General features: G+C 68.4%; 5 protein-coding genes, 1 tRNA gene and 2 rRNA genes. 7 read left to right on the forward strand and 1 reads right to left on the reverse strand.

Translation table 11 applies throughout. The features are described from left to right. Window positions 1-95: 95 nt before the first annotated feature. From JAO84_RS27245 to JAO84_RS27255, 3 genes are all read left to right on the forward strand, one after another. Window positions 96-3,216, forward strand: a 23S ribosomal RNA gene (locus JAO84_RS27245). Window positions 3,217-3,289: 73 nt separating this feature from the next. Beyond that, window positions 3,290-3,406: ribosomal RNA gene (rrf, locus tag JAO84_RS27250) — 5S ribosomal RNA — on the forward strand. Between the two features lie 5 nt (window positions 3,407-3,411). Further along, a tRNA-Thr gene (locus JAO84_RS27255) sits at window positions 3,412-3,484 on the forward strand. Window positions 3,485-3,582: 98 nt separating this feature from the next. On the opposite strand, the gene JAO84_RS27260 is transcribed toward JAO84_RS27255, so the two are convergent. Next, the gene (locus JAO84_RS27260; RefSeq protein ID WP_370415187.1) at window positions 3,583-6,234 is read right to left on the reverse strand and encodes a SpoIIE family protein phosphatase; all 2,652 of its coding nucleotides are present in this window, start codon (window positions 6,232-6,234) and stop codon (window positions 3,583-3,585) included. Between the two features lie 280 nt (window positions 6,235-6,514). Here JAO84_RS27260 and JAO84_RS27265 point away from each other — a divergent pair, with 280 nt between their 5' ends. The 4 genes from JAO84_RS27265 to JAO84_RS27280 all read left to right on the forward strand — a co-directional run bounded on the left by JAO84_RS27265 (window position 6,515) and on the right by JAO84_RS27280 (window position 17,042). Continuing rightward, window positions 6,515-11,980, forward strand: coding sequence for a HAMP domain-containing protein (locus JAO84_RS27265; RefSeq protein ID WP_370415188.1), 5,466 nt, complete (start codon window positions 6,515-6,517; stop codon window positions 11,978-11,980). Between the two features lie 318 nt (window positions 11,981-12,298). Next, on the forward strand, window positions 12,299-12,967 hold the full coding sequence (locus tag JAO84_RS27270) for a two-component system response regulator (protein ID WP_265864829.1): 669 nt from the start codon (window positions 12,299-12,301) through the stop codon (window positions 12,965-12,967). A 148-nt stretch (window positions 12,968-13,115) separates the two neighbouring features. After that, a complete protein-coding gene (locus JAO84_RS27275) occupies window positions 13,116-15,938 on the forward strand; it encodes a DNA translocase FtsK (RefSeq protein WP_370415189.1) in 2,823 nt (940 codons plus the stop codon). Window positions 15,939-16,205: 267 nt separating this feature from the next. After that, window positions 16,206-17,042: a helix-turn-helix domain-containing protein gene (locus JAO84_RS27280; RefSeq protein WP_370415190.1), complete on the forward strand. Its 837-nt coding sequence runs from the start codon at window positions 16,206-16,208 to the stop codon at window positions 17,040-17,042. The last annotated feature ends 12 nt before the right edge of the window (window positions 17,043-17,054 follow it).

Here is a 17,054-nt window from a genome sequence, read left to right on the forward strand (position 1 = left end):
TCGCGATGCCGGCCCCAGTGAACTCGCCACGTAGTGGTGGGGTGATGGGTGGCTGGTCGTTGCTTGAGAACTACACAGTGGACGCGAGCATCTGTGGCCAAGTTTTTAAGGGCGCACGGTGGATGCCTTGGCACCAGGAACCGATGAAGGACGTGGGAGGCCACGATAGTCCCCGGGGAGCCGTCAACCAGGCTTTGATCCGGGGGTTTCCGAATGGGGAAACCCGGCAGTCGTCATGGGCTGTCACCCATGCCTGAACACATAGGGCATGTGGAGGGAACGAGGGGAAGTGAAACATCTCAGTACCCTCAGGAAGAGAAAACAACCGTGATTCCGGGAGTAGTGGCGAGCGAAACCGGATGAGGCCAAACCGTATGCGTGTGAGACCCGGCAGGGGTTGCGCATGCGGGGTTGTGGGATCTCTCTTCTGTCGTCTGCCGGCGACAGGACGAGTCAGAAACCGTTGATGTAGTCGAAGGACATGCGAAAGGTCCGGCGTAGAGGGTAAGACCCCCGTAGACGAAACATTAGCGGCTCGTTTGAGAGACACCCAAGTAGCACGGGGCCCGAGAAATCCCGTGTGAATCTGGCGGGACCACCCGCTAAGCCTAAATATTCCCTGGTGACCGATAGCGGATAGTACCGTGAGGGAATGGTGAAAAGTACCGCGGGAGCGGAGTGAAATAGTACCTGAAACCGTGTGCCTACAAGCCGTGGGAGCGTCGGATACAAGCTTGCTTGTATCTCGTGACTGCGTGCCTTTTGAAGAATGAGCCTGCGAGTTTGCGGTGTGTTGCGAGGTTAACCCGTGTGGGGAAGCCGTAGCGAAAGCGAGTCCGAACAGGGCGATTCAGTAGCACGCTCAAGACCCGAAGCGGAGTGATCTAGCCATGGGCAGGTTGAAGCGGAGGTAAGACTTCGTGGAGGACCGAACCCACCAGGGTTGAAAACCTGGGGGATGACCTGTGGTTAGGGGTGAAAGGCCAATCAAACTCCGTGATAGCTGGTTCTCCCCGAAATGCATTTAGGTGCAGCGTCGTGTGTTTCTTGCCGGAGGTAGAGCACTGGATAGGCGATGGGCCCTACCGGGTTACTGACCTTAGCCAAACTCCGAATGCCGGTAAGTGAGAGCACGGCAGTGAGACTGTGGGGGATAAGCTCCATGGTCGAGAGGGAAACAGCCCAGAGCATCGACTAAGGCCCCTAAGCGTACGCTAAGTGGGAAAGGATGTGGAGTCGCAGAGACAACCAGGAGGTTGGCTTAGAAGCAGCCACCCTTGAAAGAGTGCGTAATAGCTCACTGGTCAAGTGATTCCGCGCCGACAATGTAGCGGGGCTCAAGCGTACCGCCGAAGTCGTGTCATTGCAGCATGAGGGCCAACGCCCGCTGTGATGGGTAGGGGAGCGTCGTGTGCCGGGTGAAGCAGCCGCGGAAGCGAGTTGTGGACGGTTCACGAGTGAGAATGCAGGCATGAGTAGCGATACACACGTGAGAAACGTGTGCGCCGATTGACTAAGGGTTCCTGGGTCAAGCTGATCTGCCCAGGGTAAGTCGGGACCTAAGGCGAGGCCGACAGGCGTAGTCGATGGACAACCGGTTGATATTCCGGTACCCGCTTTGAAACGCCCAATATCGAGCCCATTAATGCTAAGCCCGTGAAGCCGTTCCGGACCCTTCGGGGAATGGAAAGTGGTGGAGCCGGCGAACCAAGGTGGTAGTAGGTAAGCGATGGGGTGACGCAGGAAGGTAGTCCAGCCCGGGCGGTGGTTGTCCCGGGGTAAGGGTGTAGGCCGTGTGGTAGGCAAATCCGTCACACGTTAAGGCTGAGACCTGATGCCGAGCCGATTGTGGTGAAGTGGATGATCCTATGCTGTCGAGAAAAGCCTCTAGCGAGTTTCATGGCGGCCCGTACCCTAAACCGACTCAGGTGGTCAGGTAGAGAATACCGAGGCGTTCGGGTGAACTATGGTTAAGGAACTCGGCAAAATGCCCCCGTAACTTCGGGAGAAGGGGGGCCACACCTGGTGATCGGATTTACTCCGTGAGCTGGGGGTGGCCGCAGAGACCAGCGAGAAGCGACTGTTTACTAAAAACACAGGTCCGTGCGAAGCCGTAAGGCGATGTATACGGACTGACGCCTGCCCGGTGCTGGAACGTTAAGGGGACCGGTTAGTGACCTTTCGGGGTTGCGAAGCTGAGAACTTAAGCGCCAGTAAACGGCGGTGGTAACTATAACCATCCTAAGGTAGCGAAATTCCTTGTCGGGTAAGTTCCGACCTGCACGAATGGCGTAACGACTTCTCGACTGTCTCAACCATAGGCCCGGTGAAATTGCACTACGAGTAAAGATGCTCGTTTCGCGCAGAAGGACGGAAAGACCCCGGGACCTTTACTACAGTTTGATATTGGTGTTCGGTTCGGCTTGTGTAGGATAGGTGGGAGACTGTGAAGCGGCCACGCCAGTGGTTGTGGAGTCGTCGTTGAAATACCACTCTGGTCGTGCTGGATGTCTAACCTCGGTCCGTGATCCGGATCAGGGACAGTGTCTGATGGGTAGTTTAACTGGGGCGGTTGCCTCCCAAAGGGTAACGGAGGCGCCCAAAGGTTCCCTCAGCCTGGTTGGCAATCAGGTGTTGAGTGTAAGTGCACAAGGGAGCTTGACTGTGAGACCGACGGGTCGAGCAGGGACGAAAGTCGGGACTAGTGATCCGGCGGTGGCTTGTGGAAGCGCCGTCGCTCAACGGATAAAAGGTACCCCGGGGATAACAGGCTGATCTTCCCCAAGAGTCCATATCGACGGGATGGTTTGGCACCTCGATGTCGGCTCGTCGCATCCTGGGGCTGGAGTCGGTCCCAAGGGTTGGGCTGTTCGCCCATTAAAGCGGTACGCGAGCTGGGTTTAGAACGTCGTGAGACAGTTCGGTCCCTATCCTCTGTGCGCGCAGGAATATTGAGAAGGGCTGTCCCTAGTACGAGAGGACCGGGACGGACGAACCTCTGGTGTGCCAGTTGTTCTGCCAAGGGCATGGCTGGTTGGCTACGTTCGGGAGGGATAACCGCTGAAAGCATCTAAGCGGGAAGCCTGCTTCGAGATGAGTATTCCCACCTCCTTGAGAGGGTAAGGCTCCCAGTAGACGACTGGGTTGATAGGCCGGATGTGGAAGCCCAGTAATGGGTGGAGCTGACCGGTACTAATAGGCCGAGGGCTTGTCCTCAGTTGCTCGCGTCCACTGTGTTAGTTCTGAAGTAACGAACTCCCTATACCGGTTGAGTTCAACTTCATAGTGTTTCGGTGGTCATAGCGTTAGGGAAACGCCCGGTTACATTCCGAACCCGGAAGCTAAGCCTTTCAGCGCCGATGGTACTGCAGGGGGGACCCTGTGGGAGAGTAGGACGCCGCCGAACAACCCGCCCTTTTAGCTCAGTCGGTAGAGCGTCTCCATGGTAAGGAGAAGGTCAACGGTTCGATTCCGTTAAAGGGCTCAGAGAAAAGGCCCCCGCCACCAGGCGGGGGCCTTTTTGCGTTTCAGGACCTGCACAAAGCCGGCCCCCGAAGGGGCCGGCTCGGCTTCTTCCCGTCCTCAGGGCCGGTGCGGCTCCGGGATGCGCAGGGCCAGGATCGCCATGTCGTCGGAGGCCGGCTCCTGGGCGAAGCGCTCGACCGCCCGCAGCACGCGCGAGGTGATCGCGCCGGCCGTCAGGCCCGTACACGACCTGAGGACCTCGGTGAGGCCGTCGTCGCCCAACATCCTCGTGCCCTCGCGGCGTTCGGTGACGCCGTCCGTGACGCACAGCAGGACGTCGCCCGGGTCGAGGGTGACGGTCTGCTCGTACAGCTCCAGGTCGTCGATGACACCGAGCAGGGGCTGTGGGTCGGCGGCCGGGCGGACCGTGCCGTCCTGGCTGAGGCGGAGCGGCAGCGGGTGGCCGGCGCAGACGACCTTCAGGACCGCCGAGCCGTCGTCCTGCGGGCGCAGCTCGCCGTACAGCAGGGTGAGGAAGCGGCTGCGGGCGCCCTCGTCGAGGATGGCCGCGTTGAGGCGCTCCAGGACCGCCGGTCCGCCGAAGCCCTCGCGGGCGAGGAGGCGCAGGGCGTGCCGGGCGAGGCCGGTGACGGCGGCCGCTTCCGGGCCCGTACCGCAGACGTCGCCGATGGCGAAGCCGTACGAGCCGTCGCGGATGGGGAAGAGGTCGTAGAAGTCGCCGCCGACCTCGTTGCCCTCGCCGGCGGCGCGGTAGATGACGTCGACCTCGACGCCGGGGACGTCGGGCAGGCCGGGCGGCAGCAGGCTGCGCTGCAGGGAGCGGCTGATGGCCATGCGCTCGGAGTAGAGGCGGGCGTTGTCGAGGGCCAGGGCGGCTCGGCGGGAGAGGTCCTCGGCGAGCTCCAGGATCTCCTGGCGGAAGTGGTCGTCGGTGGGCTTGCCCAGGGTGAGCATGCCGATGACGCGGTTGCGGGCGACGAGCGGGAGGACGACGGTCTCGCCGCCGACGGCCGCCGCGGTCGCCAGGACCGTGTTGATGCCGGAGGACACCGGGCTGCCGGGGCCGCCGAGTTCGCGCATGGAGGCGCTGAGCGCGGCGCGGTGGGCGGCCTCGCCCGGGGCGGTCCAGACGCGGGCGCCGGGCGTGGGCACCGGGTCGGGCGGCGAGATCGAGACGAGCAGGGCCTTCAGACCGTCGATCAGGTCCTCGTCCTCGTGCAGGACATAGGAGAGGTACGGGTCGGAGGCCTGGTCGGCGATCGTGTAGACGGCGCACCAGGTGGCGAGGGTGGGGACCGTCATCTGGGCCATCAGGGCCAGGGTCTGGTCGCGGTCGAGGGTGCCGGCCAGGAGGTCGGAGGCCTCGACGAGGAAGCTGAGGGAGCCGCGGCGGAGCCGTTCGAGTTCGCCGAGGCGGGCGGACTCGACGGCGAGGGCGATGCGGTCGGCGGCGAACTGGAGGCGCAGGGCCTCCTCGTTGGAGTAGCGGTTGGCGCTCTCGGCGGCGACGCCGAGGGAGCCGGTGAGGCGGCCCTCGACCTTGAGCGGGACCGTGACGACCGAGCGCATGCCGGTGCCTTCGAGGAGCGGTACGGCGCCGGGGACGGCGGCCAGGTCCTCGTGGACGGCGGGCATGCGGGCGGAGCCGTAGCGACTGGCGCCGGTCTCGACGGGGACGCGGGCGAAGCGCTGGCGGGCGGAGGGCAGGCCCGTGGTGGCCCGTACCTCGAGTTCGGTCTCGTCGTCGGTGGCGAGGAGCAGGAAGGCGGAGTCGCCGTCGAGCATGTCGCGGGCGCGTTCCACGGTGCGCTGCAGGAGTCCGTCGAGGTCGTCGGGGGCGGGGGAGCCGATGAAGACCTCGAAGGGGTCGGCGGCGGTGCCGCGGCTCTCGGCGCCGGTCTCGGCGGCGGGGCGCTGCGGGGTCTGCAGGACCGCGCGCTCGTGCTCGCGGACCAGGAGGCAGACGGTGGAGGGTTCGCCCTGGGCGTCGCGGACCCGCAGGTGCGAGGCGTAGACGGGGATGACGCGGCCGTCGGCGCAGCGGATGCCGTAGCTGCCCTCCCAGCGGGAGAGGCGGAGGGCCTCGGCGAGGCCGGTGCCGATGCCGGGGGTGTGGGGCCAGGCGGCGAGGTCGCCGAGGGGTTTGCCGGTGACCTGCTCGGAGCCGTATCCGAAGAGTTCCTCGGCGTCCTCGTTCCAGGCGGAGATGGCGCCGGTGGCGTCGATCTGGACGACGGCGACGCGGACCCGGCTGTCGGTGACGGGGAGCAGCGGGTCGGGCAGGACGGGGCCCGCGGAGCGGGTGCCGACGGGGCGGTCGGGGAGGTCGAGGTGGAACCAGACGTGTTTGCGGGTGGGGCTGTAGTCGACGCCCCAGCGGGTGGCGAGCGCGGCGCAGAGCAGCAGGCCCCGGCCGTTCTCGCGGTCGGGGCTGCTCATGGTGCGGGGCTGCTGGAGGGGGATCTCGCGTTCGGGGTAGCGGTCGGCGACCTCGATGCGGACGCCGTCGTCGCCGCGCAGGCACAGGACGTCGGCGGCGGTGCCGGCGTGGACGACGGCGTTGGTGACGAGTTCGCTGGTGAGGACGACGGCGTCGTCGACGATCTCGTTGTGTCCCCAGCCCTGGAGGGTGTCCCGGACGAAGGCGCGGGCGGTCGCGACGGACCGGCCCATCGGTTCGAAACTGGCAGCCGCCCGCGCGGTGATCACTGAACTCCTCGTACGCGTCTCGACGCCCGGCTCTGCCATGGTCGGTCTGCCCCTCCCGCTGCCCGGTGCTGCTTCTCGCGCCGTCCCGCCCCCGCCGGGCGGACCGGGGCGGTTGGACAGCCGGATGCCAGGTTACTTACCTTCGCTGTCCCAGCGGATGCCGGTCACGCGGATCCGTCCCCCGGACGTGGGGACGTTGTGCGAAGGTGCCGAACTGTTATGGCCTGGTTCCGACCCGGTGAAACACTGGGCAGGTTGTACTTGGGCAGGCTGATAGCGAGAGACCGAGCGTACGGTCGACCCCTTCGGGAGGGACACGGTGGAGTCTGGCACGACGACGCGGCGCGGTGGCGGTTCGCGGCCGAAGGGCGGCGGCCGGTCCCGGGGCGGGGGCACGGTGCAGGTGGACGCTGCCGCGCTGCAGCGGCTCCTGGCCGCCCTGGTGTCGATGAGGGACGGCAACTTCCGCAAGCGGTTGACGGTCTCGGGCGACGGGATGATGGCGGAGATCTCCGCCGTCTTCAACGAGGTCGCGGACCGGCAGTCGCATCTGACCGGGGAGTTCACGCGGGTGCGCCGGGTGGTGGGCCGCGAGGGCAAGCTGTCGGAGCGCCTTGAGGCGGGTGCCGCGGAGGGCTCCTGGGCGGCGACGATCGAGGCGGCGAACGCGCTGGTCGACGAGCTGGCGCGGCCGGTGTCCGAGGTCGGGCGGGTGCTGTCCGCGGTGGCCGAAGGTGATCTCGGGCAGCGGATGGAGCTGCGCTCGGAGGGCGGCGACGGGTCGACGCGGCCGCTGCGCGGGGAGTTCCTGAAGGTCGCGCGGACCGTGAACAACCTGGTGGACCAGCTGTCGGTGTTCGCCGACGAGGTGACCCGGGTGGCCCTTGAGGTGGGCACCGAGGGCAAGCTGGGCGGTCAGGCGCAGGTGCGCGGCATGTCCGGTTCGTGGAAGGACCTCACGGACTCGGTCAACACCATGGCCAACCAGCTGACGGCGCAGGTGCGGGACATCGCGCTGGTCACGACGGCGGTGGCCAACGGTGATCTGTCGCAGAAGGTCACGGCGAACGTGGCCGGCGAGATGCTGGAGCTGAAGAACACCGTCAACACGATGGTGGACCAGCTGTCCTCGTTCTCGTCCGAGGTGACCCGGGTGGCCCGCGAGGTGGGCACGGAGGGCGAGCTGGGCGGTCAGGCCGAGGTGGCCGGGGTCGCCGGTGTGTGGAAGGACCTCACGGACTCCGTCAACACGATGGCGGGAAATCTCACCAATCAGGTGAGGGGGATCGCCGAGGTCACCACGGCGGTCGCGAACGGCGACCTGTCGCAGAAGGTACGGGTGTCGGCGCGCGGCGAGATCGCGCAGCTGGCGGACACCATCAACCAGATGACGGAGACGCTGCGGACCTTCGCGGACGAGGTGACCCGTGTCTCGGGCGAGGTCGGCGCGGAGGGTCTGCTCGGCGGTCAGGCGCAGGTACCGGGTGCGGCGGGGACGTGGAAGGACCTGACGGACTCGGTCAACACGGTCTTCCGGAACATCACCACACAGGTGCGGGACATCGCGCAGGTGACCACGGCGGTCGCCAATGGTGATCTGTCGCAGAAGGTCACGGTGGACGTGGCCGGCGAGATGCTGGAGCTGAAGAACACCGTCAACACGATGGTGGACCAGCTCTCGGCGTTCGGTTCCGAGGTGACCCGGGTGGCCCGGGAGGTCGGCGTCGAGGGCCGGCTCGGCGGTCAGGCGCAGGTGCAGGGCGCGGCCGGGACGTGGAAGGACCTGACGGACTCGGTGAACACCGCGTTCCGCAACCTGACCGGTCAGGTGCGGGACATCGCGCAGGTGACCACGGCGGTGGCCAATGGTGATCTGTCGCAGAAGGTCACGGTGGACGTGGCCGGCGAGATGCTGGAGCTGAAGAACACCGTCAACACGATGGTGTCGCAGCTGTCGTCGTTCGCCGACCAGGTGACGCGGATGGCGCGGGACGTGGGCACCGAGGGCCGGCTGGGCGGTCAGGCGCGGGTGGACGGCGTGTCGGGGCGCTGGCGGGAGCTCACCGACTCGGTGAACTTCATGGCCGGCAACCTGACCTCGCAGGTGCGGCAGATCGCCCAGGTGACGACGGCGGTGGCCCGGGGTGATCTGTCGCAGAAGATCGACGTGGACGCGCGCGGCGAGATCCTGGAGCTGAAGAACACCATCAACACGATGGTCGACCAGCTGTCCGCGTTCGCGGACCAGGTGACCCGGGTGGCGCGCGAGGTGGGCACCGACGGGCGGCTCGGCGGGCAGGCCGTGGTGCCGGGCGTCGCCGGTGTGTGGCGGGACCTGACGGATTCGGTGAACGGCATGGCCGGGAACCTGACGGCGCAGGTGCGCAACATCGCGCAGGTCGCGACGGCGGTGGCCCGGGGTGATCTGTCGCAGAAGATCGACGTGGACGCGCGCGGCGAGATCCTGGAGCTGAAGAACACCCTCAACACGATGGTCGACCAGCTCTCGGCGTTCGCGGAGCAGGTGACGAGGGTGGCCCGTGAGGTGGGCACCGACGGCATCCTGGGCGGTCAGGCCGAGGTGCAGGGGGTCTCCGGCACCTGGAAGGACCTCACCCAGTCGGTGAACATGATGGCGAACAACCTGACCTTCCAGGTCCGGAACATCGCCGAGGTCACCACGGCGGTCGCGAAGGGCGATCTGTCCAAGAAGATCACCGTCGACGCCAAGGGCGAGATCCTGGAGCTGGTGACGACCGTCAACACGATGGTGGACCAGCTGTCGAACTTCGCCGACGAGGTGACCCGGGTGGCCCGTGAGGTGGGCACCGAGGGCATCCTCGGCGGCCAGGCCCGGGTGCGCGGGGTGACCGGCATCTGGAAGGACCTCAGCGACAACGTCAACCTGATGGCCAACAACCTGACCAGCCAGGTGCGGAACATCTCCCGGGTGTCCGCGGCGGTCGCCAACGGCGACCTGACGAAGAAGGTCACGGTCGAGGCGCGCGGCGAGGTCGCCGAGCTCGCCGACACCGTGAACACGATGGTGACGACGCTGTCCTCGTTCGCCGACGAGGTGACGAGGGTGGCCCGTGAGGTGGGCACCGACGGCATCCTGGGCGGTCAGGCCCGGGTGCCGGGCGTCTCGGGCACCTGGAAGGACCTCACCGAGTCGGTGAACTCGATGGCCGACAACCTCACCGGTCAGGTGCGGCAGATCGCCGCGGTCGCCACCGCCTTCGCCAAGGGCGACCTCACCAAGAAGATCGACATCGACGCGCGCGGCGAGATCCTGGAGCTGAAGAACACCCTCAACACCATGGTCGACCAGCTGTCGAACTTCGCCGAGGAGGTCACCCGGGTGGCCCGCGAGGTGGGCACCGACGGACAGCTCGGCGGCCAGGCCCGGGTCCGGGACGTGGAGGGCACCTGGAGCGACCTGACGGAGTCCGTGAACGAGATGGCCGGGAACCTCACCCGGCAGGTGCGCGCCATCGCGGCCGTCGCCACCGCGGTGACCCGCGGCGACCTCAACGTCAAGATCGACGGTGTGGACGCGGCCGGTGAGATCCAGGCGCTCCAGGACAACATCAACACCATGATCGCGAACCTGCGCGACACCACCCTCGCCAACGACGAGCAGGACTGGCTCAAGAGCAACCTGGCCCGCATCTCCGGTCTGATGCAGGGCCGCCGCGACCTGGAGGACGTGGCCTCGCTCATCATGAGCGAGCTGACGCCGGTCGTCTCGGCCCAGCACGGCGCCTTCTTCGTGGCCATGCCGACCGGTTCCGCGCACGGCGAGGCCGAACCCGTGGGGGAGGGCGAGGGCGCGTACGAGCTGCGGATGCGCGGCAGTTACGGCTACTCCGCAGGCTCCATGCCGACCTCGTTCCGGCCGGGCGAGACGCTCATCGGGACGGCCGCCGAGGAGAAGCGGACCATCCAGGTCAACGTGCCGCCGGGCTATCTGAAGATCTCGTCCGGTCTGGGCGAGGCCGCCCCGGCCCATGTGATCGTGCTGCCCGTGCTGTTCGAGGGGCGGGTGCTCGGCGTGATCGAGCTGGCGTCCTTCCAGCCGTTCACCCAGATCCAGCGGGACTTCCTCAACCAGATCGCCGAGCTGATCGCGACCACCGTCAACACCATCAGCGTCAACACCCGCACCGAGGTGCTGCTGCAGCAGTCGCAGGAGCTCACCGAGCAGCTGCGGGAGCGGTCGGCGGAGCTGGAGCACCGGCAGAAGGAGCTGCAGAACTCCAACGCGGAGCTGGAGGACAAGGCCGAACTCCTGGCCCGGCAGAACCGGGACATCGAGGTGAAGAACACCGAGATCGAGGAGGCCCGGCAGGTCCTGGAGGAGCGCGCCGAACAGCTCGCGGTCTCCATGCGCTACAAGTCGGAGTTCCTCGCGAACATGTCGCACGAGCTGCGCACCCCGCTCAACTCGCTGCTGATCCTGGCCAAGCTGCTCGCCGACAACGCGGACACGAACCTGACGCCCAAGCAGGTCGAATTCGCCGAGACCATCCACGGCGCCGGCTCCGACCTGCTCCAGCTGATCAACGACATCCTCGACCTGTCGAAGGTCGAGGCGGGCAAGATGGACGTCTCGCCGACCCGGATCGCCCTCGTGCAGCTGGTCGACTACGTGGAGGCCACCTTCCGGCCGCTCACCGCCGAGAAGGGCCTCGACTTCTCCGTACGGGTCTCCCCGGAGCTGCCCGCGACCCTGCACACCGACGAGCAGCGGCTGCTCCAGGTGCTGCGCAACCTCCTGTCGAACGCGGTGAAGTTCACCGACACCGGGGCCGTGGAGCTGGTGATCCGGCCGGCCGGGGCGGACGTGCCGCAGTCGATCCGGGAACAGCTCCTGGAGGCGGGGACGATGCGCGACCCGGAGGCCGAGCTGATCGCGTTCTCGGTGACCGACACCGGCATCGGCATCGCCGCCGGCAAGATGCGGGTGATCTTCGAGGCGTTCAAGCAGGCCGACGGCACGACCAGCCGGAAGTACGGCGGTACGGGCCTCGGCCTGTCGATCAGCCGGGAGATCGCGCGGCTGCTCGGCGGCGAGATCTACGCGGCGAGCGAGCCGGGCCGCGGCTCGACCTTCACGCTCTACCTGCCGCTGAGCCCGGTCGCGCCGGCGACGGCGCACGGGGCGGACGCACAGGACCCGGACGAGCGTCCCGGGGCCGGCGACGAGCTGGGCGAGGGGTTCGTGCACTTCGCGCCCGCACCGGTGCACACCGAGGCCCGATCGGGGGCCGGCGCGCTGTTCCGGCACCGCCGCAAGACGGCCGAGCAGTGGCCGCAACTCCCGGGCCAGTCGCCCAAGGGCGAGCAGCCGGCCGCCGAGGAGGAGCGGCCGGAGGCCGCGCCGCGCCCGGTGTATACGTTCGCGGGTGAGAAGGTGCTGATCGTCGACGACGACATCCGCAATGTGTTCGCCCTGACCAGCGTCCTGGAGCAGCACGGGCTCGCGGTGCTCTACGCGGAGAACGGGCGCGAGGGCATCGAGGTCCTGGAGCAGCACGAGGACGTCTCGGTGGTGCTGATGGACATCATGATGCCGGAGATGGACGGCTACGCCACGACCACCGCGATCCGGCGGATGCCGCAGTTCGCGGGGCTGCCGATCATCGCGCTGACCGCCAAGGCGATGAAGGGCGACCGGGAGAAGGCCATCGAGTCCGGGGCCTCGGACTACGTGACCAAGCCGGTCGACCCGGACTATCTGCTGTCGGTGATGGAGCAGTGGATGCGCGGGGAGGGACGCTAGGAAAGGTCCTGGAGAGGTGCTCCGGCGGCGGCCCCGCGGCCGGAGCCGGGGCACCCCTCCGAGGCCGGCCCTCGCCAACCGGGTGTGAGAGCCCGCCGGACGGGGAACCTTCTGGTCTCCCGCCGCGTTCGATGTACGGGCACGGATTGCGTGTTCTGTGACAATGCGGTGACAGGGTGTGGCGACGGGTGGGGTGCGGCTACGATGACCGGCACAAGGACGGACGGCGCATGGGAGTCGTCTTCTGGGGCGGCGCCCGGTGCTTCCCCCGGCACGCAGAGCCGGAGCGAGCCAGTGCCGGGGCGAGGAGGACGGGGCATGGTGCAGAAGGCCAAGATCCTCCTGGTCGATGACCGGCCGGAGAATCTGCTGGCGCTGGAGGCCATTCTCTCCGCGCTCGATCAGACACTGGTGCGGGCATCGTCCGGGGAGGAAGCGCTCAAGGCGCTGCTGACCGACGACTTCGCGGTCATCCTGCTGGACGTCCAGATGCCCGGCATGGACGGATTCGAGACCGCAGCGCACATCAAGCGGCGCGAGCGGACCCGGGACATCCCGATCATCTTCCTCACCGCCATCAACCACGGCCCCCACCACACCTTCCGGGGGTACGCGGCGGGCGCGGTCGACTACATCTCCAAGCCGTTCGACCCGTGGGTGCTGCGCGCCAAGGTCTCCGTCTTCGTCGAGCTGTACATGAAGAACTGCCAGCTCCGCGAGCAGGCCGCGCTGCTCCGGCTCCAGCTGGAGGGCGGCGCCGGCCAGCCCAAGGAGTCCCCGGGGCTGCTCGCCGAGCTCTCCGCCCGGCTGGCCGCCGTCGAGGAGCAGGCCGAGGCGCTGTCCAAGCAGCTCGACGACGACTCCGCCGACGCCGCGGCCGTCGCCACCGCCGCGCACCTGGAGCGCAAGCTGACCGGACTGCGCCGCGCGCTCGACGCGCTCGAGCCCGGCACCGGCGGCGCGCCCTCCCTGCCCGCGCAGAACTGACACACGCTCACCGGAGCGGGCCGGAGCGGGCCGGGCCCGACGCCCGCCGTGAGCGGGCGTCAGTTTCACGCCCCGGCAAGGGCGACACGAACGGGTGAGCGCGGACAGCGCTGTTTCCCCGGCGGGTTGCGCAGGTAACCTCAGCACCATGGCCTCACGTACGTCCGGCAAGGGTTCCCAGGGCACGGCGGGCACCGCGAAACCACGGGCCGCCGGCCGTACGAGCGGTGCCGGCGGTGCCGCGAAGAAGACGACGGCCGCCAAGTCGCCCGCCAAACCCCCCGCGAAGAAGGCTCCGGCCAGGAAGTCCGCGCCCGCCAAGCGCGCGCCCGCGCGCAAGACGGCGGCGAAGAAGCCCGCGGCCCGCCCGGCACCGTCCCCCACCGGGGGCGTCTACCGGCTGGCGCGCGGCCTCTGGCTCGGACTCGCGCACGCCGTCGGGGCGATGTTCCGGGGGATAGGGCGGGGCGCCAAGGGCCTCGACCCGGCCCACCGCAAGGACGGCCTCGCGCTGCTGCTGCTCGGCGTCGCCCTGATCGTCGCCGCCGGCACCTGGTCGAATCTGCGGGGCCCGGTCGGCGACCTGGTCGAGATGCTGGTCACCGGCGCCTTCGGCCGGCTCGACCTGCTCGTCCCGCTGCTCGTCGGCGCCATCGCCGTACGCCTGATCCTCTACCCGGAGAAGCCCGAGGCCAACGGCCGGATCGTGATCGGCCTGTCCGCGCTCGTCATCGGCGTGCTCGGACAGGTGCACATCGCCTGCGGCTCGCCCGGCCGCGGCGACGGCACCGACGCCATGCAGGACGCCGGCGGGCTCATCGGCTGGGCCGCATCCAAGCCGCTGATCTTCATGATGGGCGAGGTCCTCGCGGTGCCGCTCCTGGTGCTGCTCACCGTCTTCGGACTGCTCGTCGTCACCGCCACCCCCGTCAACGCCATCCCGCAGCGGCTGCGCGCGCTCGGCGCCCGGCTCGGCCTGGTCGAGCCCGAGTACGGGCCCGAGGAGGCCGCCGGGGCGCAGGACTACGACGACGAGTGGCGCGAGGACGCGCCCCGCACCGCCCGGCCCGTGCGCCGGCGCGCGCCCGGCGCGGGCCCGGACTACGACCCCGACCGGGCCGAGGCCGCCGCTTTGGAGCGGCGCGGCCGGCGGAGCCGTACCGCCCCGTCCGCGTCCTCCTTCGACACCACCGGACTCGACCCGGTCGACGTGGCCGCCGCCGCGGCCGCCGCGCTCGACGGCGCCGTCCTCAACGGCATGCCGCCGTCCCCGCTGGTCGCCGACCTCACCCGGGACGTCACCGCCGAGCGGGCCGCCGCCGTGGCCGCCTCGGCCGCCGACGCCGCGGAGGCCGAGGTGGACCCGCGGCCCGGCGCGCCCGTGCCCACCGCCCGCGGCACCGCCCGCGACCGGTCCGGCGGCGGGGTGCCCGACCTCACCAAGCCGGCGCCCGAGCCGACCGACCTGCCGCCGCGCGCCGAACAGCTTCAGCTCTCCGGCGACATCACGTACTCGCTGCCCTCCATGGACCTCCTGGAGCGCGGCGGCCCCGGCAAGACCCGCAGCGCCGCCAACGACGCCATCGTCGAGTCGCTCACCAACGTCTTCGCCGAGTTCAAGGTCGACGCGGCCGTCACCGGCTTCACGCGCGGCCCGACGGTCACCCGGTACGAGGTAGAGCTCGGCCCGGCCGTCAAGGTCGAGAAGATCACCGCGCTCACCAAGAACATCGCGTACGCCGTGGCCAGCCCCGACGTGCGGATCATCTCCCCGATCCCCGGCAAGTCCGCGGTCGGCATCGAGATCCCCAACACCGACCGCGAGATGGTCAACCTCGGCGACGTGCTGCGCCTCGCCGAGGCCGCCGAGGACGACCACCCGATGCTGGTGGCGCTCGGCAAGGACGTCGAGGGCGGCTATGTGATGGCCAACCTGGCGAAGATGCCGCACATCCTGGTGGCCGGCGCGACCGGCTCCGGCAAATCGTCCTGCATCAACTGCCTGATCACCTCGGTGATGATAAGAGCGACCCCGGAGGACGTCCGGATGGTGCTCGTCGACCCCAAGCGGGTCGAGCTCACCGCCTACGAGGGCATCCCGCACCTGATCACCCCGATCATCACCAACCCCAAGCGGGCCGCCGAGGCCCTGCAGTGGGTGGTGCGCGAGATGGACCTGCGCTACGACGACCTGGCCGCCTTCGGCTTCCGGCACATCGACGACTTCAACCAGGCCATCCGGGACGGCAAGGTCCAGCTGCCGCCGGGCAGCGAGCGCGAGCTCAAGACCTACCCGTACCTCCTGGTGATCGTCGACGAGCTCGCCGACCTGATGATGGTCGCGCCGAGGGACGTCGAGGACGCGATCGTGCGCATCACCCAGCTGGCCCGCGCGGCCGGCATCCACCTGGTGCTCGCCACCCAGCGGCCCTCGGTGGACGTCGTCACCGGTCTGATCAAGGCGAACGTGCCGTCCCGGCTCGCCTTCGCCACCTCCTCGCTCGCCGACAGCCGGGTCATCCTCGACCAGCCCGGCGCCGAGAAGCTCATCGGCAAGGGCGACGGCCTGTTCCTGCCGATGGGCGCGAACAAGCCGGTCCGCATGCAGGGCGCCTTCGTCACCGAGCACGAGGTCGCCACCGTCGTCCAACACTGCAAGGACCAGATGGCGCCGGTCTTCCGGGACGACGTCACGGTCGGCACCAAGCAGAAGAAGGAGATCGACGAGGAGATCGGCGACGACCTCGACCTGCTGTGCCAGGCCGCGGAGCTGGTCGTCTCCACCCAGTTCGGCTCCACCTCGATGCTCCAGCGCAAGCTGCGCGTCGGCTTCGCCAAGGCCGGCCGGCTGATGGACCTGATGGAGTCGCGCGGCATCGTCGGCCCGAGCGAGGGCTCCAAGGCCCGCGACGTGCTGGTCAAGCCGGACGAGCTGGACGAGGTGCTCGACCGGATCCGCGGCGGGGAGTAGGGACCCCGGCCGGGCAGGCCCGTCCGGACGAACCCGCCCGAGCAGGCCCGACCGGGCAGCTGCACCTTGATCGAGACCTGGCCGAGACTCACTCGTAAGGGAAAGTGGGCAACCGTTTCCCTTGGGCGTACGTCAAGTTGGAGGGAGGGACAGGACCCTGTCCCAGCCTCATGGCGTACAAACGACGCCCGCCCGGTTGCCCCACCCTTTCGTACCACCCATAGACTGAACATCCAGCAGGTGGCTACACGCTCGAAAGGCGCTCTCGTGTCCATCGGCAACTCCCCCGAATCCCCCGAGGACGACCGGAACTTCCCGGCAGATGACCGGGATTCGATCGGTCGTGCCCTTCAGCAGGCCCGTGTCGCCGCCGGTCTCACCGTTGAAGAGGTCAGCGCCTCCACCCGCGTGCGCGTCCCGATCGTGCACGCGATCGAGGAGGACGACTTCTCGCGCTGCGGCGGCGACGTCTACGCCCGCGGGCACATCCGCACGCTCGCGCGCGCCGTGGGGCTCGATCCGGCATCGCTGATCGAGCAGTACGACGCCGAGCACGGCGGCCGCCCGTCGCCCACCCCCGCCGCCCCGCTGTTCGAGGCGGAGCGGATCCGCCCCGAGCCCCGCCGGCCCAACTGGACCGCCGCCATGGTCGCGGCGATCGTCGCCGTCGTCGGTTTCGTCGGCTTCACGATGTTCAACGGGAACGACGGCGCCGGCCAGGCGGGCGCGGCGGCGGAGGGCCCGGCCCCCGCCACCAAGACCACCGCCCCGGCCAAGCCCAAGCCGGTCAAGCCCGAACCCAAGCCCGTGCCCTCCGAGTCCGCCATCGCGGCGGCCCCGCTGGACAAGGTCACCGTCAAGCTGACCGCGACCGACGACAAGAGCTGGATCTCCGCCAAGGCCCACGACGGCAAGCTGCTCTTCGACGGGCTGCTCCTCGCGGGCGAGTCCAAGACCTTCCAGGACGACGAGCGGATCGACCTCATCCTCGGCAACGCCGGGCCGATCGAGCTGTACGTCAACGGCAAGAAGGTCGAGGACACCTTCGAGTCCGGTCAGGTCGAGCGCCTGTCGTACACCAAGGGCGACCCGCAGGCCGGCTGAGCCCCGGCCGGC

This window comes from Streptomyces fradiae (assembly GCF_041270065.1).
In the GTDB taxonomy this organism is placed as follows: domain Bacteria; phylum Actinomycetota; class Actinomycetes; order Streptomycetales; family Streptomycetaceae; genus Streptomyces.

Excerpts from the sequence above, each read along its gene's own strand:
- JAO84_RS27270 (WP_265864829.1), top strand. The coding sequence starts at position 12,299 with ATGGTGCAGAAGGCCAAGATCCTCCTGGTCGATGACCGGCCGGAGAAT.
- JAO84_RS27260 (WP_370415187.1), bottom strand. The coding sequence starts at position 6,234 with ATGGCAGAGCCGGGCGTCGAGACGCGTACGAGGAGTTCAGTGATCACC.
- JAO84_RS27275 (WP_370415189.1), top strand. The coding sequence starts at position 13,116 with ATGGCCTCACGTACGTCCGGCAAGGGTTCCCAGGGCACGGCGGGCACC.